This is a genomic window from Paraplanobispora siamensis, assembly GCF_016863175.1.
GTDB lineage: Bacteria > Actinomycetota > Actinomycetes > Streptosporangiales > Streptosporangiaceae > Planobispora > Planobispora siamensis.
Genome location: NZ_BOOJ01000040.1, coordinates 36,133 through 58,533, shown reverse-complemented (window position 1 = coordinate 58,533; position 22,401 = coordinate 36,133). Strand labels below are relative to the sequence as shown.

The 22,401-nt window shown below is 72.7% G+C and carries 17 protein-coding genes; 11 read left to right on the top strand and 6 right to left on the bottom strand.

Annotated features, from left to right (window positions below; genetic code table 11):
- Positions 1–678 precede the first annotated feature (678 nt).
- On the bottom strand, positions 679–2,394 hold the full coding sequence (locus tag Psi01_RS24375; protein ID WP_204066410.1) for a sensor histidine kinase: 1,716 nt from the start codon (positions 2,392–2,394) through the stop codon (positions 679–681).
- Positions 2,395–2,641: 247 nt separating this feature from the next.
- Here Psi01_RS24375 and Psi01_RS44165 point away from each other — a divergent pair, with 247 nt between their 5' ends.
- From Psi01_RS44165 to Psi01_RS24360, 4 genes are all read left to right on the top strand, one after another.
- Positions 2,642–2,767: a hypothetical protein gene (locus Psi01_RS44165; protein WP_275424593.1), complete on the top strand. Its 126-nt coding sequence runs from the start codon at positions 2,642–2,644 to the stop codon at positions 2,765–2,767.
- A 146-nt stretch (positions 2,768–2,913) separates the two neighbouring features.
- Positions 2,914–6,789, top strand: coding sequence for a non-ribosomal peptide synthetase (locus Psi01_RS24370; RefSeq protein WP_204066409.1), 3,876 nt, complete (start codon positions 2,914–2,916; stop codon positions 6,787–6,789).
- Positions 6,790–6,960: 171 nt separating this feature from the next.
- Positions 6,961–7,668, top strand: coding sequence for a GAF and ANTAR domain-containing protein (locus tag Psi01_RS24365; protein ID WP_204066408.1), 708 nt, complete (start codon positions 6,961–6,963; stop codon positions 7,666–7,668).
- 5 nt (positions 7,669–7,673) lie between these two features.
- On the top strand, positions 7,674–9,866 hold the full coding sequence (locus tag Psi01_RS24360) for an ATP-binding protein (RefSeq protein ID WP_204066407.1): 2,193 nt from the start codon (positions 7,674–7,676) through the stop codon (positions 9,864–9,866).
- Between the two features lies 1 nt (position 9,867).
- Here the strand turns inward: Psi01_RS24360 and Psi01_RS24355 are convergent, their stop codons facing one another.
- A complete protein-coding gene (locus Psi01_RS24355; protein WP_204066406.1) occupies positions 9,868–10,479 on the bottom strand; it encodes a TetR/AcrR family transcriptional regulator in 612 nt (203 codons plus the stop codon).
- Between the two features lie 100 nt (positions 10,480–10,579).
- On the opposite strand from Psi01_RS24355, the gene Psi01_RS24350 reads away from it, so the two are divergent.
- The 4 genes from Psi01_RS24350 to rox all read left to right on the top strand — a co-directional run bounded on the left by Psi01_RS24350 (position 10,580) and on the right by rox (position 15,852).
- Positions 10,580–11,185: a flavodoxin family protein gene (locus Psi01_RS24350; protein WP_373872512.1), complete on the top strand. Its 606-nt coding sequence runs from the start codon at positions 10,580–10,582 to the stop codon at positions 11,183–11,185.
- Complete coding sequence (locus Psi01_RS24345; protein WP_204066404.1) at positions 11,182–12,270, top strand: NAD(P)H-dependent flavin oxidoreductase; 1,089 nt, start codon at positions 11,182–11,184, stop codon at positions 12,268–12,270. The genes Psi01_RS24350 and Psi01_RS24345 overlap by 4 nt, the downstream gene beginning before the upstream one ends.
- 182 nt (positions 12,271–12,452) lie before the next feature.
- A complete protein-coding gene (locus Psi01_RS24340) occupies positions 12,453–14,099 on the top strand; it encodes a methyl-accepting chemotaxis protein (protein ID WP_204066403.1) in 1,647 nt (548 codons plus the stop codon).
- Between the two features lie 286 nt (positions 14,100–14,385).
- Positions 14,386–15,852 (top strand): rifampin monooxygenase, encoded by a 1,467-nt coding sequence (rox, locus tag Psi01_RS24335; protein WP_204066402.1) that lies wholly within the window; start codon positions 14,386–14,388, stop codon positions 15,850–15,852.
- 71 nt (positions 15,853–15,923) lie between these two features.
- Here the strand turns inward: rox and Psi01_RS24330 are convergent, their stop codons facing one another.
- From Psi01_RS24330 to Psi01_RS24315, 4 genes are all read right to left on the bottom strand, one after another.
- Positions 15,924–16,673 (bottom strand): hypothetical protein, encoded by a 750-nt coding sequence (locus Psi01_RS24330; protein WP_204066401.1) that lies wholly within the window; start codon positions 16,671–16,673, stop codon positions 15,924–15,926.
- Entirely contained in the window at positions 16,670–18,007 is a 1,338-nt protein-coding gene (locus Psi01_RS24325) for a vWA domain-containing protein (protein ID WP_204066400.1), read from the bottom strand. Before Psi01_RS24325 ends, Psi01_RS24330 begins: the two co-directional genes overlap by 4 nt.
- Positions 18,004–19,092, bottom strand: a complete 1,089-nt coding sequence (locus tag Psi01_RS24320) for an AAA family ATPase (RefSeq protein WP_204066399.1) — start codon at positions 19,090–19,092, stop codon at positions 18,004–18,006. Before Psi01_RS24320 ends, Psi01_RS24325 begins: the two co-directional genes overlap by 4 nt.
- Before the next feature lie 97 nt (positions 19,093–19,189).
- Positions 19,190–19,426, bottom strand: coding sequence for a helix-turn-helix domain-containing protein (locus tag Psi01_RS24315; protein WP_204066398.1), 237 nt, complete (start codon positions 19,424–19,426; stop codon positions 19,190–19,192).
- Between the two features lie 146 nt (positions 19,427–19,572).
- Here Psi01_RS24315 and Psi01_RS24310 point away from each other — a divergent pair, with 146 nt between their 5' ends.
- The 3 genes from Psi01_RS24310 (at position 19,573) to Psi01_RS24300 (ending at position 22,321) form a co-directional block, all read left to right on the top strand.
- Positions 19,573–21,150, top strand: a complete 1,578-nt coding sequence (locus Psi01_RS24310) for an MFS transporter (protein WP_204066397.1) — start codon at positions 19,573–19,575, stop codon at positions 21,148–21,150.
- A 148-nt stretch (positions 21,151–21,298) separates the two neighbouring features.
- Entirely contained in the window at positions 21,299–21,661 is a 363-nt protein-coding gene (locus tag Psi01_RS24305; RefSeq protein ID WP_204066396.1) for an antibiotic biosynthesis monooxygenase, read from the top strand.
- Between the two features lie 36 nt (positions 21,662–21,697).
- Positions 21,698–22,321: a DsbA family oxidoreductase gene (locus Psi01_RS24300; RefSeq protein WP_204066395.1), complete on the top strand. Its 624-nt coding sequence runs from the start codon at positions 21,698–21,700 to the stop codon at positions 22,319–22,321.
- Positions 22,322–22,401 lie beyond the last annotated feature (80 nt).

The window sequence follows — 22,401 nt, the reverse complement described above, 5'->3', positions numbered from 1 at the left end:
CGAGTGGGCAGGGCCCGGCTCCGCCGTATCCCGCACCCGCTTGCGCAAGGCCGTGACCTGCGGCGGCCCGGGCTTCACCGGGCATCACGCCGACAGCGCGGCGGCGCGCTCCAGGAACAGATCGCGCTCGCGCCCGTTCCTGGTCGGCTCGGCGGCGCGCCGGAACTCGGCGGCGGCCTCCCCGGGCCCGGCCGAGTTTGGCCAGCAGCTCCCCGCGGACAGTCGGCGGATGCACGTAGTCGCGCAGGGCGCGATCGTCCCTGAGCGCGTCGGCGATCTCCCGCCCGCGTTCGGGGCCGTAGGCCACGCCGACCGCGACCGCCCGGTTCAGCTCGACGATCGGCGAGGGCGTCAGATGGGCCAGCAGGCGGTACGGCGCGGCGATGCCCTCCCAGTCGGTCTCACGCGCGGTGAGCGCGCGGGCGTGGCAGGCGGCGATGGCGGCCTGCGGGCCGTACGGCCCCAGCCTGCCCAGTTCCTCGGCACGGCGCAGCGCGGCCAGGCCGCGCCGGATGAGCGGCCGGTCCCAGCGGCTGCGGTCCTGGTCCAGGAGCAGGAGGGCGGGCGAGCTGCTGGGTCATGGTCGTTCAACCTCGTGTCGGCGGGGCCGGCTCATCCGGCCCCGTGCATACCCGGCGAACGAGGCGGGGCGTTTTCGACAGACGCCCGCAGATCTTTTCAAGATTTTTCGGAGTGCCCCGAGCCTTCCCGGGACGCCGGGCCTTCTCGGGATCCCGGCTGCGGGCAGGGAAGGGTGAGGGTGAAGGTCGAGCCCTCACCCGCAGTACTGGTGGCGGTTACGGTGCCGTCGTGGGCCTCGGCGACGGCTTTGACGACGGTCAGCCCCAGCCCGATGCCCTGCACGGCGGCCTCGACGCTGGAGCGGGTGCGGTAGAAGCGGTCGAACACCTGCGGCAGATCCTCGGCGGCGATGCCGATGCCGACATCGCGCACGGAGATCGATACGGCGGCATCGGCGGCCGAGGCCGACACCGTGATCGGGCTGCCCGCGGCGGAGAACTTGGCCGCGTTGGACAGCAGCGCGCCCAGCGCCCGCACCAGCAGGGCCCGATCGGCCCGGACGGCCGGCAGCTCGGCATCCAGCTGCACCCGGACGGGGTGATCACCGGAGCGCGCCCGGGCGGACATCGCCTGCACCGCCTCGGCGATGACCTCGCCCACCACCACCGGGGCCGGGGTGATGTCCAGCTCGCCGTCGGCGGTGACCGCCAGCAGGTCCTCGACCAGGTGCTGCAGCCGCAGCGCGTTGCGGGTCATGACGCCCAGCATCTGCAGGCGCCGGCCGGCCGGCAGGTCGTCGTTGTCGATGGTGAGGATCTCCAGATAGCCGAGGATGCCCGCCAGCGGGGTGCGCAGCTCGTGGCCGACGCTGTCGATGAACTCATCCTTGGCCCGATCCAGCTCCTCAAGACGCGCCAGCACGGCCTGCTGCTGGCTGTAGGCCTCGCGCAGCGCCTGCTCGGCGCGGCGGCGGTCGGTGATGTCATGGACGAAGGCGTTGAAGATCCAGACATCGGCCTGGCGGGTGGCCCAGAACACCATCTCGGCCGGGAACTCGCTGCCATCTGAACGCAGCGCGGCCAACTCCAGCCGCTGCCCCATCAGCCGGGATCGGCCGCTGGCCAGGAAGCGGGCCCGGTCGGCCAGATAGGCCTCCCGGTAGCGGACCGGCATGATCGTCTCGTGCATGACCATGCCGATGGCCTGACCGCGCTCGAACCCGAACACGCGCTCGGCCGCGGCGTTCCAGCCGATGACGCGCCCGTCGGCGTCGACCGACACGAAGGCCTCCACCAACGTCTCGATGATCTGCTCCAGCCGGGTCCGGGCGGCTTCGGCCTCCTGACGGGCGCGGTGGCGCTCGATCACCCGGCCCATCTGGTGGCCCAGGCCCGCCATCACCCGCAGCAGGATCTCGTCCGGTTCGGTCTCCTGCCGGCAGAAGAACTCCCACACCGAGGCCACGCCGTCGGCGGTCATCACGGGGAACGCGAACGCCGTCCGGATCCCCGCATCCACGCCCTGGCGGGCACGCACGAACGACGGGTCACGGGTGATGTCGCGCGACCACACCGGCTTGCCGGTGGCCGCGGCCCGGCCCACGATGTCGGTACCCGGCGCCAGCCGGGTGACGGCCGTGGCCCGATACAGCAGCGGGAACTCCTTGACCGCGCCCGTCCAGGCCCCCGAGGAGACGAAGTAGCCGCTGCCGCCCTCCGGCACCCAGATGTGGCCCAGCGTCCAGCCGGTCGCCGTGCGGATCGCACGCAGCGTCGCCCGGGCCGCCGACTCCAGGTCGTCACCGGCGCCGAGCGCCGCGCTGACGCCGTCCAGCAGCGCCAGCAGCGTCGCCTCCCGTTCCCGGTCCGGCACGGTCGCCCCCCTGCTTCCCGGCCGTCACGCACTCGGGGGAGACAACCACCCCCTCGGTTACTCTATGACACGGAAAGAAAACAGAACGTAGCGACTCCGGGCGGATGCCGGATGAGCCCCGGCCGGCGGATACACCCGCGGGTGCCGGTGTGGTTGAGTGACGGTATGACCGGTCCGGGCGACGACGCCCCCGGCCCGATCCCCGGCGGCGCGCTCCTGGGCCCCCACCGCCGCCGATGACTTCGCTGTGCCGTTCACGGTGGTGGCGCTGATCGCCGCGGCGATCACCGCCCACACCGTGCCCTGGCCGCCGCCCGAACCCCAGGCTCCCTGCCCGGTAGGCGCCGACGACATCAGGCGGGCGAGCGGATAGTTGCGGACGAAAGGGTGCAAACATCTGGCGGGCTATGAAGATCGCAAAGTACGGTGACGATGTTCAGGGCCGGCTGTGGGCCCGGTGCCGCAACCGTTCGCCTTGCTCGATCCTGCCGACGTCGCCAAGCTACGAGGTGCCCGCCCATGATCGAAGACGCCTACCCGCTGGCCACGCTGCAGGCGGGGATGCTGTTCCACAGCGAGCTCGACGCCTCCACCTACCACGACCTGACCACGCTGACCGTGCGCGGCCGCTTCGACCGGGAGGCCATGGAGGCGACGCTGTCCGACCTCGTCGCGCGTCATCCGATCCTGCGCACCGGCTTCGACCTCACCGGTTTCAGCGAACCGCTGCAGCTCGTGCACGACGCCGCCACGATCCCGCTGGAGGTCGTCGAGTCAGGCGAGGACCTGGCCACCTGGCGCGAGGCCGAGAAGCGCCGCCCCTTCGACTGGAGCCGGCCGCCGCTGCTGCGGGTCTGCGTGCACCTGCTGGAACCGGCCAGGTTCGCGCTGAGCGTGAGCTTCCACCACGCGATCCTGGACGGCTGGAGCCTGGCCTCCCTCGTCACCGAGCTGCTCGAACGCTACTCCGCCCGCCTGCGCGGCCTCGCCGTGCCCATGCCGCCGCCCTCGGCCGCCTTCCGCGATCTGATCGCGCTCGAGCGGGCCGTCCTGGCCTCGGAGGAGGCGCGCGCCTTCTGGGAGCGGCAGGTCGCCGACGCTCCGGACAGCCGCCTGCCGCGCCTGCCCGGCTACCCGCGCGACGGCGTGACCGACGTGCGGAGCCACGCCACCCCGCTCGACCGGGAGCTCACGACGCGGCTGGAGCAGGTGGCCCGCGAGGAGCAGGTGCCCGTGCGCACCGTGCTGCTGGCCGTACACCTGCGGGTGGTGTCGCTGCTCACCGGCCGCGCCGACGTCCTGAGCGGGATGCTCGTGCACGGCCGACCGGAGAGCGAGGGCGCGGAGGAGGCGCTCGGCCTGTTCCTCAACACCGTTCCGGTACGGCACAGCCTCACCGCTCCCACCTGGCGTGAGCTGATCAAGGAGGTGTTCGCCGCCGAGGTGGCGCTCCTTCCGCACCGGCGCTTCCCGCTGTTCGAGATCCAGCGGCTGGCCGGCCGTACGCCCCTGCTGGACGTCACCTTCGACTACCGCGACTTCCACGTGTACGGCAGGCTCCGTGGCGCGGACGAGCGGGCCGACGATCACGCGGGCGCTCCGGACGCCGATCAGGTGGCGCTGGAGGGACAGGACCACTTCGAGCAGACCGACATCCCGATGACCGTGGGCTTCTCGCGGGAGCCGTCGGGTGCGCTGGTGCTGGTCCTGTCGTATGACCGCGCCCAGTTCTCCGACGTCCAGGCCGACGGCATCGCCGGGTACTACCTGCGCGCGCTGGCGCACCTGGCCGCCGATCCGGGCGCCGATCCGCGACCGGCCGACGACTTCCTCGGCGGCGACGCGGCGCTGATCGACAGCTGGAACGCCACCGCGCGCGACTACGCACCGGTGACCGTGCACGAGCTGGTGCTGGCCCAGGCGCGGCGCACGCCCGAGGCGCCCGCGGTCGTCTTCGAGGGACGGTGGCGCACCTACGGCGAGCTCGCGTCACGGGTGCTGCGGCTGGCGCGGGTCCTGCGCGAGGCGGGCATCGGCCAGGACCGGGTGGTGGGCGTGTTCCTGGAACGCGGCCACGACCTGCCCACCGGCCTGCTGGGTGTGCTGGCCGCCGGGGGCGCCTATCTCCCGCTCGAGGTCGACCATCCGACCGAGCGGTTGCGGCTGATGATGCAGGACGCCGGCGCCACGCACGTGGTCACCTCGGCCGACCTGGCCGACCGGCTGCCGGACGGCCTGGTGACGATCCTGGTCGACCAGGACGGGCCCGCTTTGAGTGACCTGCCGGACATCTCGCCTGATGCGCTGGCCTATGTCTTCTTCACCTCCGGGACCACCGGACGCCCGAAGGGCGTGGGGGTCTCGCATCGCGCGGTGGTCAACCGGCTGCTGTGGGGGCAGGAGACCTTCGCCTTCGGCCCGCGGGACCGCGTCCTGCAGAAGACGCCGTACGGCTTCGACATCTCGGTGTCGGAGTTGTTCCCGCCGCTGATCGCCGGGGCCGGGCTGGTGATGGCGCGGCCGGGCGGCCATCTGGAGCCGGAGTACCTGGCCGAGCTCATCACCACCGAGCAGGTCACCTACGTGCACTTCGTCGCCTCGATGCTGGCGGCCTTCCTGGAGCTGGGCGACCGGCTGCCGCCGCTGCCGCGCGTCGTCAACGGCGGCGAGGCGCTGCCGCCGGACGTGGCCGCCCGGTTCCGCGGCGGTGAGCTGCTCAACCTGTACGGGCCGACCGAGGCGACGGTGGAGGTGTCCTGGCACCGGTGCGTGCCGGGCGAGCCCACGGTCCCGATCGGGGTGCCGATCGCCAACAGCCGTCTGGAGGTGCTGGACGCCTCCCTGCAGCGGGTCCCGATCGGCGTGGTGGGCGAGCTGTACATCGCAGGCGTCCAGCTCGCCCGCGGGTACCTCGGGCAGCCGGGGCTGACGGCCGACCGGTTCGTCCCCGACCCCTACGGCTCCGGCGGCCGCCTGTACCGGACCGGCGACCTGGCCCGCTGGCGCCCGGACGGCGAGGTGGAGTACCTGGGGCGCAGCGACTTCCAGGTCAAGATCCGCGGCATGCGGGTGGAGCTCGGCGAGATCGAGTCGGCCCTGCTGGCCTTCGATGAGGTCAAGGCCGCCGTGGTGGTGGCCAGGCCGGGCGCGGACGGGCCGCGGCTGGTCGCCTACGTGGTGAGCGGTGAAGAGATCGACTGGCGGGCGCGGCTGACCGCGGTGCTGCCCGGCTACATGGTGCCCTCGGACTTCGTCCGGCTGGAGGCCCTGCCGGTCTCGCGCAACGGCAAGCTGGATCGCGCCGCGCTCCCCGAGCCCGCCTCCTCCCGGGCCGCCTCCTACGTGCCGCCGCGCGACCCGGTCGAGGCGCACCTGGCCCGGCTGTGGGAGGAGGCGCTGGAGCTGACGGCGGTCGGCGTGCACGACGACTTCTTCGAGCTCGGCGGGCATTCGCTGATCGCGTTGCGGCTGGCGATCCGGATACGCAAGGAGTTCGACCGGGAGCTGCCGGTGGCCGCGTTCCTGTCGGCGCCGACCGTGGCCAGGCTGGCCGACGTGCTGCGGCAGCCGGCCGACATGGGCAGCGCGAGCCGGATCGTGCCGCTGCAGCCCGGCGGGGACCGTACGCCGATCTTCTTCTTCCACGCGCTGGGCGGGCAGGTCTTCCGCTACCACCCGCTGGCCCGCCGGCTCGGCGCCGACCAGCCGGTGTACGGCGTGGAGGCACAGGGGCTGGCGCCCGGCGAGCAGCCGCACCGCTCCTTCGCCGAGATGATCGAGGACTACCTGAGCCACCTGCGCGCGGTACGGCCGCACGGGCCTTACGTGCTGGGCGGGTTCTGCATCGGCGGCAACATCGCGATCGAGGTCGCCCGCCGCCTGCGCGCCGACGGTGAGCAGGTGCCGCTGGTCGTGCTCATGTACTCCGACGCCGACGAGCCGGTCATCGCCGCCACCCTGGACGACGAGCGGGCGCTGCTGTTCCACGCGCTGGCCGGCGGGCCGCTGGAGGTGGACTGGGAGGAGCTCGGCGCGATGGAGCCGGAGCAGCGGCTGCTGGCTGTGATGGGCGCGGCGGCGGCCGCCGACCGGCTGCCGCCGGACACGGCCGATGTGGAGCAGGCGCGTCGCTATCTGGAGGTGTTCCGGGCCAACGCCCACGCGATCGGGCGGTTCAGGCACGAGCCCTACGACGGGCCTGTGGCGCTGTTCGGCCCCTCGGGGTCCGACCTGGGCTGGCGGGCGATCGTCGAGGGCCCGCTGGGGGTCGTGCCGATCCCCGAGGAACGCGTAGTCATCTTGTACGAGCCCCTGGTCACGGATACGGCCGCCACCATCAGGAAGTGGATGGACCACGGCGTCGACGCCGACATGGAAGTGGGCACGACCTGGTAGTGCTGCTCTGCCAGGATTGCCCGCGCGCCAAACGGGTAGCAGCCTTTTCCACCCCATGTCCGCCGACGCGAGAGCCGACAGCGCGTCGGCGGACCCCGGTCGTGTCGGGAACGAGAGATGATGTGGCCCACGCCACGGATAGGGCGGATTCTCATCGAGCTGGTCGACACTTTGGCCGATGACTTCGATCTCATCGACTACCTCGACGCTCTCGCCTGCGACGCAGCCGAGGTGACCGGGGTGAGCGCCTGCCTGGTACTGCTGGCCGACCCGGTCGGCCCACTCAGCATGGTGGCCGCCTCCAGCGAGTCGGCCCGTGCGGTGGGGGTGGTCCAGCTGCGCGACCAGCAGGGACCCGCCGTGGAGGCCTACCTGAGCCGAGGACCGGCGTGGAGTGAGGATCTGACGGTCGCCGCCGGCTGCTGGCCGCTGTTCGCCCCGGCCGCCGTGGCGGCCGGTTTCGCCGCGGTGCACGCGCTGCCGCTGGGCCGGCGCGGGCAGACCATCGGCGCGCTCGGCCTGCTGAGCACCGCCCCGGGCCCGCTGGGCGCCGTGGCCGTCGACTGGGCCGAGACCCTGGCCGACGCGGCCGCGATCGGGTTGATCCACCGGCGCATACTGCACCACCAGGAGACCCTCACCCAGCAACTGCAGCTCGCGCTGGACAGCCGTGTGCTGATCGAGCAGGCCAAGGGCGTGCTGGCCGGGCGCCTGCAGCTGTCCACCGATGAGGCGTTCACGCTATTGCGCCAGCACGCTCGCGCGCGCAATCTGAAGCTGACCGCTTTCAGCCGCGCCCTCATCTGCGGGGAGATCACCATCCCGGTGCCCGGCGATGAGCGACGCGGCCCGGGCGGTCTATCCGACCCGGGCAGGTGATGGCCGTGGCCCTGAACCGGAAAGGGATCGGCAACCTGCCTGCCGAGACCACCCGCCTGATCGGCCGGGAGGCCGAACTGGCCGAGCTCGGGCGGTTGTGGGAACGCTCGCGTCTGGTGACGGTGACCGGGCCGGGCGGGGTGGGCAAGAGCCGGCTGGCCTTGCGCGCCGCCGTCGATCTGGCGCCGCGCCTGACCGACGGGGCGTGGTGGGTGACGCTGTCGCCGCTGGGAAGGGGCTCTTCGCTGCCGTACGCCATCGCCGAGGCCCTGTACCTGGTCAGCTCCAGCACCGATCCGATCCTTGAGACACTGGCCGGCTATCTGGCCGAGCGGGAGTTGCTGCTGGTGTGGGACACCTGCGAGCACCTGATCGAGGCGTGCGCACCGGTGGCCGAGCAGTTGCTTGCGGCCGCGCCGAACCTGCGCATCCTGGCCACCAGCCGCCGGACGCTGGGTGCCCCGAGCGAGCACGTGCTGCCTGTGGGGCCGCTGCCGGTGCCCGCAGGCGGCGAAGACGCGGGCGGAGCCCTGTCGCCGGGCGGAGCCCTGTCGCCGGCCGGAGCCGCCCGGTTGAGAGCGGAGCCCGGGCGCGGGAACGGGATCGGGGACGGGGACGCGGTGGCGCTGCTGGTCGAACGGGCCGCCGCCGTCGTGCCCGGCTTCGCCCTCACCGCGGACAACCGCTCCACCGTGCTGGACATCTGCCGCAGGCTGGAGGGCCTGCCGCTGGCGATCGAGCTGGCCGCCGCCCGGCTGGGTGAGTGGTCTGTGCCGGAGCTGGCGGTGCGGCTGAAGGACCGCCTGGCCGCGCTGCAGACCCAGCCGGACGTCTATGCCGCCGACCCGCCCTGGCACCAGGCCCTGCGCACCGCGATCGGCTGGAGCCACCAGTGGTGCAGCCCGGCCGAACGCCTGCTCTGGGCCCGGGCCTCGGTGTTCGCCGGTTCCTTCGACGCGTCCGCGGCGATGCGGGTGTGCGCCGACGGCCACCTGCCCGCCGGGCAGATCCCGGCGCTGCTGGACGCCCTGGCCGACAAGTCCCTGCTGACCCGGATGCCGGGCGGCGGGGCGGATCGCTACCGGATGCTGGACACCATCCGCGAGTACGGCGCCTCCTGGCTGCGGCACCTGGGCCAGGAGCACGAGCTGCGGTGCCGGCACCGCGACCACTACCGCGCCCTGGCCCGCCGGGGCTCCGCCGCCTGGATGGGCCCCGACCAGTACTCCTGGTACGACCGGGTCGGCGCCGAGCTGGACAACCTGCGCGCCGCCCTGGAGTTCGCTCTGACCCACCCTGAGGATCACTGCGCGGTGGAGCTGGCCGGCAACCTGTGGTTCGTGTGGGTCTGCTGCGGGTTCCCCAAGGAGGGGCAGCACTATCTGCAGCGGGCGCTGGCCGCCGACACCGTGCTCAGCCCGCAGCGCACCCAGGCCCTGTGGGCCTGCGGCATGGTCCTGGTGGTGCTGGGCGACGGCCGGGGCGCCCACGCCAGAGCCGCCGAGGCCGTCACCGCGGCCGAGCGACTCGGCGATGCCGATCTGCGGGAGCACGGCCTGATGACGGTCCTGTCGGCGGCGGCGCTGGACGATGCGATCCGGGCCCTGGCCGTCTACGGCCATCGCGTCTCCGAGATCGCCTGGCGGGAGGACGCGCTGAGCTTCCCGCTGGTCTCGACCTGGGAGGCCCGCGCCATGATGCTGACCGCCGTCGGCCGCACCGAGGAGGCCATCGCCGTATTGCAGCAGGTGCGCACGGTCTGTGAGCGCCACGGCGAGCACTGGGCCCGCGCCTACAGCGAGATCCTGCTCGCCCGGGCGGAACTGGCCCGCAGCCGGCTCGGCGTCGCAGCCGCCCACGCCCGGGCGGCGTTGACGGCCAAACACCGGCTGGGCGATCGTGTCGGCGTCGCGACGGCCGTGGACGTGCTGGCCTGTGCCGCGGCCGGCACCGGCCGGGCCGAGCAGGCGGCCTGGCTGCTCGGCCTGGCCCAGCAGCTGTGGGAGACCCTGGGCCAGCCGCAGGTCGGCGTGCACGAATGGGTCACCGCCCGCCAGGCGTGCGAGGAACAGGCGCGCGCCGCCCTGGGCGAGCCGGCCTACCGGCAGGCCTTCCGCGCCGGCTGCGACATCGACCCCGATACGGGCATCGCCTACGTGCTCAGCGAGCGTGCCACCCACCCGCCGCGCCCGGCCTGATCTATACGGTGGAGGAGAGGCTGCCGGCCGTACCCAGCAGGAGCCTGGCCTGCTCCCAGAGATCGTCCAGGACCTCCGGATCGTTGCCCAGCTTCGCGAACAGGACCAGCCCTTCCAACTGCGCCACCAGTGAGCGGGCCGTGCCCGGCCGCGGCGGCGGGATCGCCCCCTCCTCCGCCGCGTCGTCGAGGGCGGCCTGGACCAGGGCGATCTGCTCGGCGAAGATCTCCTGCAGGCGTTCCTGGACCGGGCTGTCATGCCGGCTCAGTTCGAGCGCCAGATTGGCCAGCAGGCAGCCGTGCACCGCCCCCGCGGTCAGCTTGGTCCGGCGCTGTCCCTCCGCCTGCTCGCGGAAGAGCCGCTCCAGCCGGTCGAGCGCGGGCGCCGGCTCGTTGAGGACGGCGGTCCAGGCCGATCGCTGCGCCTGCCAGTGGGCGTCGACGACCGCGATGGTCAGGGCCTGCTTGGACTCGAAGAAGTAGTAGAAGCTGCCTTTGCGCACCTCGGCGCGCGTGCAGATCTCCGCGACCCCGATGCTGCCGTATCCCCTGCTCAGCATGAGTTCGCAGGCAGCGTCGAGAAGCCGTTCACGGGCGGTGCTCGATCGTCCCATGACCGAAGTATACGACCGGTCAACTATCACTGGACATAGTTGACCGGTCGTCTATAAGCTCGATCCGTACCTGTGAACCGGAAGGGGCATCATGCCTGACTTGATCACTGTCGCCATCGCCTACCACAGCGGCTACGGCCACACCGCGCGCCAGGCACGGGCCGCCGCCGAGGGCGCGCGCTCCGTACCCGGCGTGCGGGCGGAACTGCACGACGTCACCTCCCTGACCGACGGGCTGTGGGAGGCGCTGAGCGGGGCCGAGGCCATCGTCTTCGGCTCGCCGACCTACATGGGCAGCCAGTCGGCCGCCTTCCAGGCCTTCGCCGAGGCCAGCGCCAAGGTCTGGGTGGACATGGGCTGGCGCGACAAGATCGCCGCCGGTTTCACCAACTCGGCCGGGGTCAACGGCGACAAGCTCAACACGCTCACCTCCATGGCGCTTCTCGCCGCCCAGCACGGCATGACCTGGGTGACCCTGGGCCTGCCGCCGGGCTGGCTGTACAGCACCGACGGTCGTGACGACGACCTCAACCGGCTCGGCGGCTTCCTGGGCGCGATGGCGCAGTCGCCTTCCGACGCGGGCCCTGAGGCCGCCCCCTCCCCCGCCGACCTGCGCACGGCCGAGCACCTGGGCCGCCGGGTCGCCCAGACCGCCCTGCGGCTCGCGTCCGGCCGCCGCACCCTGGACGAGGCGGCCGCCCGATGAGCGCGCGCACTCCCGCATGGTCCAGCGGCAGACTGGAGCGGCTGCTCGGCCTGGACCACCCGATCGTGCAGGGGCCGTTCGGCGGCGGCCTGTCGTCCGTCGCGCTGGCCGCGGCCGTGTCCGAGGCAGGCGGCCTGGGGTCATACGGCGGGCACATCCTCGCTCCCGACGAGCTCACCGGCCTGGTGGCCACGCTCAAGGCGGCCACCGGCCGGCCGTTCGCGGTCAATCTCTGGGTGCCCCATCCCGGCGAGGCGGAACTGCGGGCGACGCCGGCCGACGTCGACCGGCTCCGCCCCTACTTCGAGGAACTCGGCCTGCCGGTGCCCGAGGCCGGCCACCCGGCCGGACAGGACTTCGACGACCAGGCGGACGCGCTGCTGGCGGCCGGCCCCCCGGTACTCAGCTTCGTCATGGGCATCCCGCCCGCGCGGGTGATCGCCGAGGCCCGGCGCAAGGGCATCCCGACGATCGGCACCGCCACGACCGTGGACGAGGCGGTCGCCCTGGAGCAGGCGGGGCTGGATGCGATCGTCGCCTCCGGCAGCGACGCGGGAGGGCACCGGGGCGCCTTTCTGCGGCCCGTGGGCGAATCGCTGGTCGGCACCTTCTCCCTCGTCCCGCAGATCGCCGACGCCGTCTCCGTCCCGGTCATCGCCGCGGGCGGGATCGCCGACGGGCGCGGCGTCGCCGCGGCGATCACCCTCGGCGCGCACGGCGTGCAGATCGGCACCGGTTTCCTGGCCACCCGGGAGTCCGGGGCGAGCACGCTGCACAAGGCCGCCCTGCACACCCCCGCGGCCCGGGTCACCGTGCTCACGAGGTTGTTCTCCGGACGCCTGGCCAGGGCGATCCCCAACCGGTTCGTCCGGGAGATGGCCGCCTTCGAGGCGGAGGTACCGCCCTACCCGGTGCAGAACGCGCTGATGCTGGGCCTTCGCCGGGAGGCCGGCCGCCGCGGCCTGGCCGATCTGGTGAACCTGTGGGCGGGCCAGGCCGCACCGCTGACCGAGGCGGGCGGGGCCCGCGACTACGTCGGGAGGCTGCTCGCCGAGACAGAGAAGATCATGGGCAACGGCCGGTGACGTCTCTCCGGCGAGGCCGGGCATGCGGGGGGCCCGTGCCGATGCCGGAGAGATTCGCCACACTCAGGCGAGCCACGTTCGGTTTTCCTCGGGCGGCGCCGACCGGCACCGATGGTGCGGCGACATATCTTCGCGGCCGCATATGAGCAGGTCGCCGGTGGCACGCTGGAAAGGACCTGATCGTGGCCCCCTCTGATGAAATCGTACGGCCGACGGTGACCGTCGACCGCAACCCCTTGCTGGGCAGGTTCTCCGACCTGCGTATCAGCACCAAAATCCTCATCGCCGTGGCCCTGGTGGCCGCCATGGCGGGCGTGATCGGCGTCACCGCGCTGGGCCGGATGTCGACGATGAACGACAACATGCAGGCGATGGAGCAGGCCAGCGGCAACCAGGCCCTGCTCAGCCAGGTCCGCGCCCGGATGACCGACATGTACAACACCTCGATCGGAGCCGTCGTCGAGACCGACCCCGTGAGGAAGGCCGAGCGCACCCGGCAGGTGCGCGACTTCACCGAGCAGGTGGGCACCGCGTTCGAGGCCTACAAGGCGGGCGTGGCCGGCTATGCGCCCCTGCAGGAGGACCTGGCCGCCTTCGAGGAGACCTGGCAGGAGTTCGAGGTCCTGCGCGACGCGGTGATGTTCGGCGCGCCCCTGCCCGCCGAGCTGAACATGGACCTCGCGGCGGCCGCCACCCGGCTCGGCGAGGACTCCATCAAGCTCAACGCCGTGATGGACGACCTGGCCGAGCACGAGCGCAACGTCAGTGCGACGATGGCCGCCGACGCCGACGCCGGTTACGACGACGCCCGCGTCTCGGTCATCGTGCTCCTGACGGTCGGCCTGGTGCTGTCGGTGGCCGTGGCCCTGCTGATCTCCCGCAGGATGGTCGGCACGCTCACCGTGCTCTCGGCGGCCCTGGCGGCGATGGCGCGCGGCGACCTGACCCAGCGCGCACAGGTGACCTCCCGTGACGAGGTCGGCCAGATGGCGGTGGCGGTCAACCAGGCCACCGGCTCGATGCAGCAGGCCATGCAGGCGCTGGCCGCCAGCGCCGACACCCTGGCCACCAGCTCCACCGAGCTGGCGGGCGTCAGCGACCGGATCGCGGCCTCCGCCGACGAGGCCTCGGCGCAGGCCGGCAACGTCGCCTCGGCGGCCGACCAGGTCTCGGGCAACGTCCAGACCGTCTCGGCCGGCACCGAGGAGATGGGCGCCTCCATCCGGGAGATCGCGCACAACGCCAACGAGGGCGCCAAGGTCGCCTCCCAGGCCGTGGCGGTGGCCACCACCACCAACGACACCGTGGCCAAGCTGGGCGCCTCGTCGGCCGAGATCGGCCAGGTGGTCAAGACCATCACCTCCATCGCCGAGCAGACCAACCTGCTGGCGCTGAACGCCACCATCGAGGCCGCGCGGGCCGGCGACGCCGGCAAGGGCTTCGCCGTGGTGGCGGGCGAGGTCAAGGACCTGGCCCAGGAGACCGCCAAGGCCACCGAGGACATCGCCAAGCGGGTGGAGGCCATCCAGGCAGACACCGACAGCGCGATCACGGCGATCGCCGAGATCTCCTCCATCATCGAGAAGATCAACGACTACCAGACCACCATCAGCAGCGCGGTGGAGGAGCAGACCGCCACGACGAACGAGATGAACCGCAGCGTGGTCGAGGCCGCCTCCGGCAGCTCCGACATCGCGGCCAACATCTCGGTGCTGGCCGGCGCCGCGCACGTCACCGCCGAGGGCGTGGGCCACAGCCGGCGCGCCGCGGCCGACCTGGCCGACCTGTCGCAGCAGCTGCGCGAGCTGGTCTCCCGCTTCCGCTACTGACGGTGGTGACGCGGAGGGGCGGGGCGACCTGGAAGCCCCGCCCCTCCGCGGTAGCACGGGCCCGTTCGGAGTCATGATCACGTGGCCGGAGGAGGGGCCGGAAAAGGATTGGACGGGATGATGCCCGGGCTTGTAGCTTGCAGTCGATCGTGACACCGCCCGAGGAGGTGAGACCCATGAACGCTGTATCGATGTGGGTGCTCCCCCTTCCCGTCGCGGTCGGGCGATTGACGTAGGTGTCGCCGGGAGCGCCTCGATGACAGGGCACTCCCGAAAGGCAACACCTATGCACTCTTCGCAGGTCACCGGCGTCGATCGCGCGCCTGTCGGATTCGATGTGATCATCGCAGGATGCGGGCCGACCGGTGCGGTGCTGGCCGCCGAACTGCGGCTGCACGACGTACGGGTACTCCTTCTGGAGAAGGAGACCGAGCCCAAGTCCCTCGTCCGCATAGTCGGTCTGCATATCCGCAGTCTCGAGCTGATGGCGATGCGCGGACTGCTGGAGCGCATCCTCCCGCATGGGAGACAGCGTCCGGCCGGCGGTTTCTTCGCCGCCATCCCCAAGCCCGCGCCCAAGGACCTGGACTCCGCGCACTCCTATCTGCTGGGCATCCCGCAGCCGGTCGTCGAGCACCTGCTCGAAGAGCATGCGATCGGACTGGGTGCGCAGGTCCGGCGCGGCTGTACGGTGACCGGTTTCGAGCAGGACGACGAGGGTGTGACCGTCGAGCTGGCCGACGGGGAGCGGCTGCGTTCGCGCTATCTCGTCGGCTGTGACGGCGCGCGCAGTACGGTGCGCAAACTGCTCGGCGTCGGCTTCCCCGGCGAGCCCTCGCGGACCGAGACGCTGATGGGCGAGATGGAGGTGGGCGTGCCGCAGGAGGAGATCGCCGCCAGGGTGGCCGGAGTCCCCGGGGCCCATCAGCCGTTCTGGCTGCGGCCCTTCGGCGAAGGAATCTACAGCGTCGTGGTCCCCGCGGCGGGAGTCGCCGACCGCGCGCAACCGCCCACCCTCGAGGATTTCAAGCAACGGCTGCGCACCATCGCCGGAACCGACTTCGGCGTGCACTCCCCGCGCTGGCTGTCCCGCTTCGGGGATGCCACCCGGCTGGCCGAACGTTATCGGGTCGGGCGGGTGCTGCTGGCCGGCGATGCGGCGCACATCCATCCGCCCATCGGCGGGCAGGGCCTCAATCTGGGCGTTCAGGACGCCTTCAACCTCGGCTGGAAACTGGCCGCGCAGATCCGCGGCTGGGCGCCGGAACCGCTGCTGGACACCTACCAGGCCGAACGTCGTCCGGTCGCCGCGGACGTGCTGGACAACACCCGCGCCCAGAAGGAACTGCTGTCCGCCGAACCGGGCCCGCAGGCCGTACGCAGACTGCTCACCGAACTGATGGACTTCGACGAGGTGAACCGCCATCTGATCGAGAAGATCACCGCGATCGGCATCCGCTACGACTTCGGCGAGGGTCCCGACCTGCTCGGCCGCCGCCTGCGCGACATCGAGGTGGAGCAGGGCCGCCTCTACGATCTGCTGCATCGCGGCCGCGGCCTGCTGCTGGACCGCACCGGACGCCTGACCGCCGGCGGCTGGTCGGACCGGGTCGACTACCTCGCAGATCCCGTTGCGGAACTGGATGTCCCTTGCGTCCTGCTACGCCCCGACGGCCACGTCGCCTGGATCGGCGACGATCAGCAGGACCTGGACGACCACCTGTCCCGCTGGTTCGGCAGGCCCGCCGGCTGATACCGGCAGCAGGCAAGCGGAAGAGCCGGCGGCGGCATGACGGATCAGCTCATGCTTCTCGCTCCTCCGGGTCAGGAATCGTCGCCCTCGGTCAGCGCCCGCAACACCTGGGCGTGCTCGACGTCGGTGCCCCCGGCCCGCATCCGGGCCGCCTCCTCGGCGGTGAAACCGGCCGCGCGCCAGGCCGCCACCTCGTCGAGCGGCACCCCGGCGCGCCAGAACCCGGTCATCAGGGAAATGGCGTCCTGCCCCGAGGCGAGCACCCGTCCGGCCTCGCGGGCGGACAGGCCGAGTGCGTCGAAGACCCGTGCCTGTCCCGCCTCGATGCCGCGTTTCGCCCACTCCACCGCGGCGGCGCCGGTCCAGCCCGCCTCCACGTAAGCACGCGCCCGACCGGCCGGGACGCCGGCCCGCAGCAGCCGGCGCATGCCGCCGGAGCGCTCCTCGTCGGCGAACGCCTCGCCCGGCTTCTCGCTCCGGTGCAGCAGCCGCCACAGCCGGCCCCGCGGGTGCGGGCGTTCCCCGGCGAGGTGCCGGTCGGCGGCCTCCTGAGGGGAGTAGCCCAGCTCGCGCCACCGCACCGCGTCCCGCGGGGTCATGCCGGCCCGTAGCCACAGGTCCACGGTGTACGGGGTGGCCCCGGCGGTGCGCCAGGGCCGCACGTCGGCGGCGGTGTAGACCCCGGAACCGCGCCACCGCTCGGCGTCGTCGATCGAGAAGCCGTCCTCGATCCACTGCCGGGCGTCGGCGACGGTGAAACCGCGTCGCCGCCACTCGTACAGCGGTTCGGGGCTCGGCTCGTCGGCGTAGCCCGTCGTCATGACTCTCCTTTCACCGGTACCCGCCGCGGCGGGTCCGCCGGGACACGGACCGCGGACGCCCAGCCGGGCGCGTGCCCGGCGTCGCCGATCAGGCAGACCACCACATGCGCCGCAGGGCGCTGCCCGGGCCACGGCGTCTCGCCGTCGGTCAGCACGATGACCAGGTCGGGCCGGGGCCGCAGGGCCGTCGCCGCGGTGATGCCGGCCCGCATGTCGGTGCCGCCGCCACCGGTGAGCTCGATGTCGCCCGCCCGGCGCACCGCCTGGACGGGGTGGGGCCGGACGTCGCAGCAGAACGCCCGCAGCCGCCGGTCCGGCCCGGCCACGCCCTCGATGATCCCGGTCACCTCGGCCAGCAGCCGGTTCAGCACGTCGTCGGTGACGCTGCCGGAGGTGTCGATCACCAGCACGGTGTCCGGGACCGCGCGCGCCATCGACGGCGGCACGATGCCGGTGTAGGCGGCGGCGCGGCGCGACGGGCGGCGATAGCTGAAGTCGACCTGCCCGGCCACCGTACTCACCCCGCGCCGGATCGTCGCGCCCAGACGGGCCCGCCAGTCCACCGAGGGGCGCAGGCGCTCCCCGGCCCAGCGGCGCCATCCCGACGGCACCTCGCTGCGCGCGCTGATCCGGTCCTGGATGCCGGCCGCGATGGAGCGTTCGAGCAGTTCCCGGTCGAGCCGGGTGAGCCCCTCGCCGGAGCCGCTTTCCTCGTACGCGCGCTCCTGCCCGTCCACGGCGCTGCCGCAGTCGATCGCCTCGGTCAGCGCCCGCCCGCCGCGGCCCATCGCCTGGACCAGCACATCGAGCATCGGCACGTACTCCTCAGCGGTGCGGTTGGCCGGAAGGGCCAGCTCGGCGGGCGAGACCACGCCCGCCGGGCCACGCAGGTCCTCGGCCTCCAGGTCGTCGTTGATCTCCGCATCGGCGGCCTGGTTCCAGCGGTGGGCCTCCTCGTCGCGGACCGCTCCGGCGGCGTGGCCCACCTCGTGGCCCGGTTCCGGCCGCACCGGCGAGCGGGCCGCGTGACCGCGTACCAGGTGACCCACCTGGTGCAGCATCCACCAGCCGACCTCCTCGACCGGGGTGGCCAGCGCAGTGCCCGGTTCCACGTACAGGTTCCACCGGGTGTCGGCGGGAAAGGCACGGAAGCCCGGATCGGCGACGGGCTCGCCGGAGTCCCCGTCCAGGGCCGGTTCCAGGATGACCGGGTTGAGGGCGAAGACGGCCGAGGCGAGGTACGGCGCCCGGTGCGCCGCCCACAGCCGCGCGGCGGCGATCCGGGCCCGCACAGCCTCATCGCAGGCGGGGGTGCGGGAGCCGTCGGCACTCATCGCATGAGCCCCGCCGAGCGCAGCACCGGCGCGAGTTCGAGCATCGCCCTGGGCAGGGCCGCGCCCTCGGGCCGGGACCGGGCCAGCGACCGGGCCGCGGTCGCCGCCACGTCCGGCGCGGTGCGCGCGACCCTGGCCACCACCGTCCACGCCCGCTCCCAGGTGCCGGCCGTACCGTCCGAGTGCGCGTACGCCACCACCGCGCCGAGCAGGGCGTGCAGCCGGTCGAGGCGTTCGGGCAGGCGGGCCCCGGGGTCGTTCAGCAGGGTCTCCGGGTCGGGCAGGTCAAGGTCGCGCCGCCAGGAGAGCAGTTCGAATCCGGCGGCCTCACCGACCGCGCCGAGCACCAGCTCGGCCAGGACCGGCTCACCGACGCCCATGTGCTCGCACGCGGCGACGGCCCGCGCGGCCGTCTCCCAGCTACGCGGGCTCGGCCAGCCGCGGCCCGCCCGGTCAGGGCTGTCGGGCACCGCCAGCACGAGCTCAGGCCGTACCCGCAGGAACGCCCCGACCAGCGCCCGCGCGCTAGCCACCTCGGCGGGCCCGGCCGTGTCCTTCAGGTCGAACTCCGGTACGGGGAAGCCGCCCGCGAAGCCCTCGGCGATGTCCTCGGCCGAGACCGTCCAGTCCAGGTGGATGAGCCGGTTGGCCAGCGGGGCGGACAGGTCCCAGCCGTCGGCGGCCTGGTCCGGGGGGTTGGCGGCGGCCACGATCCGCACCTCCTCCGGCAGCGTCAGGTCGCCGACCGCGCGCTCCAGCACCACCCGCAGCATGGCGGCCTGTACGGCCGGCGGCGCGGTGGTCAGCTCGTCGAGGAACAGCAGACCGCCGCCCTCGGCGGCGAGCCGCTCGGCCCATCGCGGCGGCGCGAACCAGGTGCCGCCCTCACGCAGCACCGGCAGCCCGGAGAAGTCACTGGGCTCCCGGATCGAGCCGACCACCACCTCGACCGGCAGCCCGGCGGCCGTACCGAGCGCGGTCACCGCGGACGTCTTACCGGTACCCGGTGCGCCCCACACGATGACCGGCAGGTTGGCCGTCACCGCGACCGCGAGAGCCTCCCGTGTCACTGATGGCGCCGCCATCGTCTATCGTCCTCCCCGTCGGCCGCCCGGATCGTCTCCGGGCAGCAGGCATCGGAACGCCGGGCCGTGCGGCCGGCGTCCGTGTGGTCTCTGTCGGCTATTCCCGGTTTCGGAACAGGCCTCGGCCGCCGTACTTCCTGTGCACCGCCTGCCTGCTGACGCCCAGAGCGGCGGCGATCTCCGCCCAGCTGTCGCCCCGGACCCGTGCCCGGCGGACCGCCACCGCCTCCACTCGCTCCGCCTCACGGCGGAGTTCGGCGATGACAGCGAGGGAGCTGATCGGGTCGTCGGCGTTCACCGCCTGGGCGAGCACTGCGATACGGTCGGGCTCCATGCCGTCATCTTAGGTTGACAGTCGACGCACGTCAACCAAGGTTGACAACAGAGATCCGCCCGACCGCGTACCGCACGTGATCCGCCCCCGCGCCCGGCCTGTCCCCCAGTTGACCTCAACCAAAGTTGAGATCTTACCGTCGGGGCATGAACCACGACATTCCCCTCCGTGCGGGGCGGCGGCAGTGGGCCGGCCTCACCGTGCTCGTCCTTCCGACGCTGCTGCTGTCCATCGACGTGACGGTGTTGCACCTGGCCGTACCGGCGCTCAGCGCGGACTTGCGGCCGAGCAGCTCCCAGCTGCTGTGGATCAATGACGTCTACGGCTTCATGATCGCCGGTTTCCTGATCCCGATGGGAGTGCTCGGCGACCGGATCGGCCGCAGGCGGCTGCTGCTGATCGGCGGGGCGGCGTTCGGCGCGGCCTCGGCCCTGGCCGCCTTCGCCTCCAGCGCCGAGCTGCTGATCGCCGCCCGGGCGCTGCTCGGTGTGGCGGGGGCGACGCTGATGCCCTCCACGCTCTCGCTCATCCGCGTGATGTTCCACGACCCGGTGCAGCGCACGGCGGCCATCAGCCTGTGGATGACCGGCTTCACCGGCGGCATGGTGATCGGCCCCCTGGTGGGCGGGATGCTGCTGGAGCACTTCTCGTGGGGATCGGTCTTCCTGCTCGGTGTACCGGTGATGGCGATACTGCTCCTGGCCGGGCCGATGCTGCTGCCCGAGTACCGCGACCCCGCCCCGGGCCGGATCGACCCGGCCAGCGTGGTGCTCTCGCTCACCGCCGTCATCGCGGTGGTCTACGGGCTGAAGGAGATCGCCGCCTACGGCTTCGGCGCGGTGCCCGTCCTGACCCTCCTGGCGGGCCTGGCGCTCGCCACCGCATTCGTGCGCAGGCAGCGCACGCTCACCGATCCCCTGCTCGACCTGCGTCTCTTCGCCGAGCGCAGGTTCAGCGCGTCGCTGGGCACGTTGGTGCTCGTCATCCTCATCGGACCCGGGCTGGGCCTGCTCACCGCGCAATATCTGCAGCTCGTGCTCGGCATGACGCCCTTCGAGGCGGGTCTGTGGACGCTGCCGCAGGCCGTGGCGGTGATCGCCGGTTTCACGCTGGCCCCGGCGCTGGTCCGCCGGATCCGCCCGCACGTGGTCATGTCCGGCGGACTCGCACTGGGCGCGGTGGGGGTCGCGCTGCTCACCCAGGTCGGGGATTCCTCCGCGCCGGCCTTCATCGTGGCCGGGCAGGTGCTGTTCTTCCTCGGATGCTCCCCTCTCGTGGTTCTGGGCACCGACATGATCGTCGGTGCCGCGCCGCCCGAGCGGGCCGGGGCCGCCTCGGCGCTGTCGGAGACCGCCCAGGAGTTCGGCGGCGCACTGGGGACGGCGGTTTTCGGGAGCATCGCCACCGCCGTCTACCGGGCCCGGGTGGCGGTGCCCGAGGGTACGCCCCCGCAGACCGCACAGGCGGTGCGCGACACCCTCGGCGGGGCGGTGACGGCGGCGGCCGATCTCCCCGGCGGGCTCGCCACGGCTCTGCTGGGCGGCGCCCGCACGGCGTTCACCGCCGGCATGCAGGCGGCGTCCGGCGCCGGGGCGATCGTCGTGGCGGCCGCGGCGGTCCTGTGCGCGGTCCTGTTCCGGAACGTCTCCACGTCCGCCGATCCGGAGACCAGCCCGGAGACCGGCTCGGAGATCAGCCCGAAGGACCGCGAGGCGGTCGGGTAGCGCTCCGAGGTCCCGCCGGGAGAGATCTGCTCCGGCGATCGCCGGAGCTCACCCACCTGCGCCCGGGGCGTCTTTGACCTCAACCGAGGTTGAGATTGCACGATGGCGCCCGGGGCCTGCCCCGCATCCGACCTTGAGGAGTGTGCCCGTGAGCACGAGTCCCGGTTTCTATTCGATCATCGACTACACCGTTGACGGCCATGACACGCAGCGTGAGCTGGTGGAGGCGTTCGCGGAGATCCAGGAGCGGTGGGTGCGTTTCCATCCCGGCTACCGCTCGGCCCGCTTCCACGTGAGCACCGACGGCACCCGCGTGTACAACATCGTGCACTGGGCCGGCGAGGCGGACTACCGCCGCTTCGTGGAGACCTCCGACACCGACGGCCGGATGGCCGCCATCGGCAGGGCGCTGGAGAGCCTGTCCGGCAAGGCCGAACCACGCATGACCGGAGCGCCCACCTACACCGTCGTCCGCGAGGTCGGTCCCGGGCCCCGGCGCCTGGATGCCTGATCTCCCCATCAATCACGATCACTGTGCAGGACGTTCATGAAGCTTGAGATATACGCCGATGTGCTGTGCCCCTGGTGCTACATCGGCAGAAGACGCCTGACGGCCGCCTTGGCCCGGCAGACCGGCCGTACCGCCGTCGAGACCGTCTGGCGCGGCTACGAACTCGCGCCGGAGGCGGGCCGGACCCCCGGCCCGACCGCCGCCGAGGCCATGGCCGGCTGGTGGGGCGAGCAGGCGCCCGCCCGCATCGCCCGGATCCGGTCGCTGGGCGCGGCCGAAGGCCTGGAGCTGAACCTGCACCTGGCCCGCCCGGTGAACACCTTCGACGCGCACCGGCTGGTCAAGCTCGCCGCCGGCCGCGGCCGGGCCGACCGGATGATGGAGCTGCTGCTGCACGCCTACCACACCGAGGGGCGCAACGTGGCCGACCCGCAGGTCCTGCAACGCCTGGGCGGCGAGGCCGGGCTGGACACCGGAGAGGTGCGCGCCGCCTTGGAGGGAGGCGACTACGCCGACGAGGTACGCGCCGACCGGCGCCGCGCGGCGGAGCACGGCATCACCGGCGTGCCCAGCCTGGTGATCGACGGCCGCCCGCCGGTCCCCGGCGTCCAGCCCGTCGCCGAACTGCGACGGCTGCTGGAGCACAATCCGACCGGCTGACACACCGCCCGGCCGCGTCCGACCGGCCGGCCGGCCTCCGGTTGATCGACGACTCCGTCGGCGGAGTGCGGTAGGGCGAG

What these genes read in the sequence shown, in the direction of transcription:
- Psi01_RS24370 (WP_204066409.1), top strand. Translation starts at nt 2,914, where the DNA reads ATGATCGAAGACGCCTACCCGCTGGCCACGCTGCAGGCGGGGATGCTG.
- Psi01_RS24310 (WP_204066397.1), top strand. Translation starts at nt 19,573, where the DNA reads ATGAACCACGACATTCCCCTCCGTGCGGGGCGGCGGCAGTGGGCCGGC.
- Psi01_RS24300 (WP_204066395.1), top strand. Translation starts at nt 21,698, where the DNA reads ATGAAGCTTGAGATATACGCCGATGTGCTGTGCCCCTGGTGCTACATC.
- Psi01_RS24355 (WP_204066406.1), bottom strand. Translation starts at nt 10,479, where the DNA reads ATGGGACGATCGAGCACCGCCCGTGAACGGCTTCTCGACGCTGCCTGC.
- Psi01_RS24325 (WP_204066400.1), bottom strand. Translation starts at nt 18,007, where the DNA reads ATGAGTGCCGACGGCTCCCGCACCCCCGCCTGCGATGAGGCTGTGCGG.
- Psi01_RS24320 (WP_204066399.1), bottom strand. Translation starts at nt 19,092, where the DNA reads ATGGCGGCGCCATCAGTGACACGGGAGGCTCTCGCGGTCGCGGTGACG.
- Psi01_RS24315 (WP_204066398.1), bottom strand. Translation starts at nt 19,426, where the DNA reads ATGGAGCCCGACCGTATCGCAGTGCTCGCCCAGGCGGTGAACGCCGAC.
- rox (WP_204066402.1), top strand. Translation starts at nt 14,386, where the DNA reads ATGCACTCTTCGCAGGTCACCGGCGTCGATCGCGCGCCTGTCGGATTC.
- Psi01_RS24345 (WP_204066404.1), top strand. Translation starts at nt 11,182, where the DNA reads ATGAGCGCGCGCACTCCCGCATGGTCCAGCGGCAGACTGGAGCGGCTG.
- Psi01_RS24330 (WP_204066401.1), bottom strand. Translation starts at nt 16,673, where the DNA reads ATGACGACGGGCTACGCCGACGAGCCGAGCCCCGAACCGCTGTACGAG.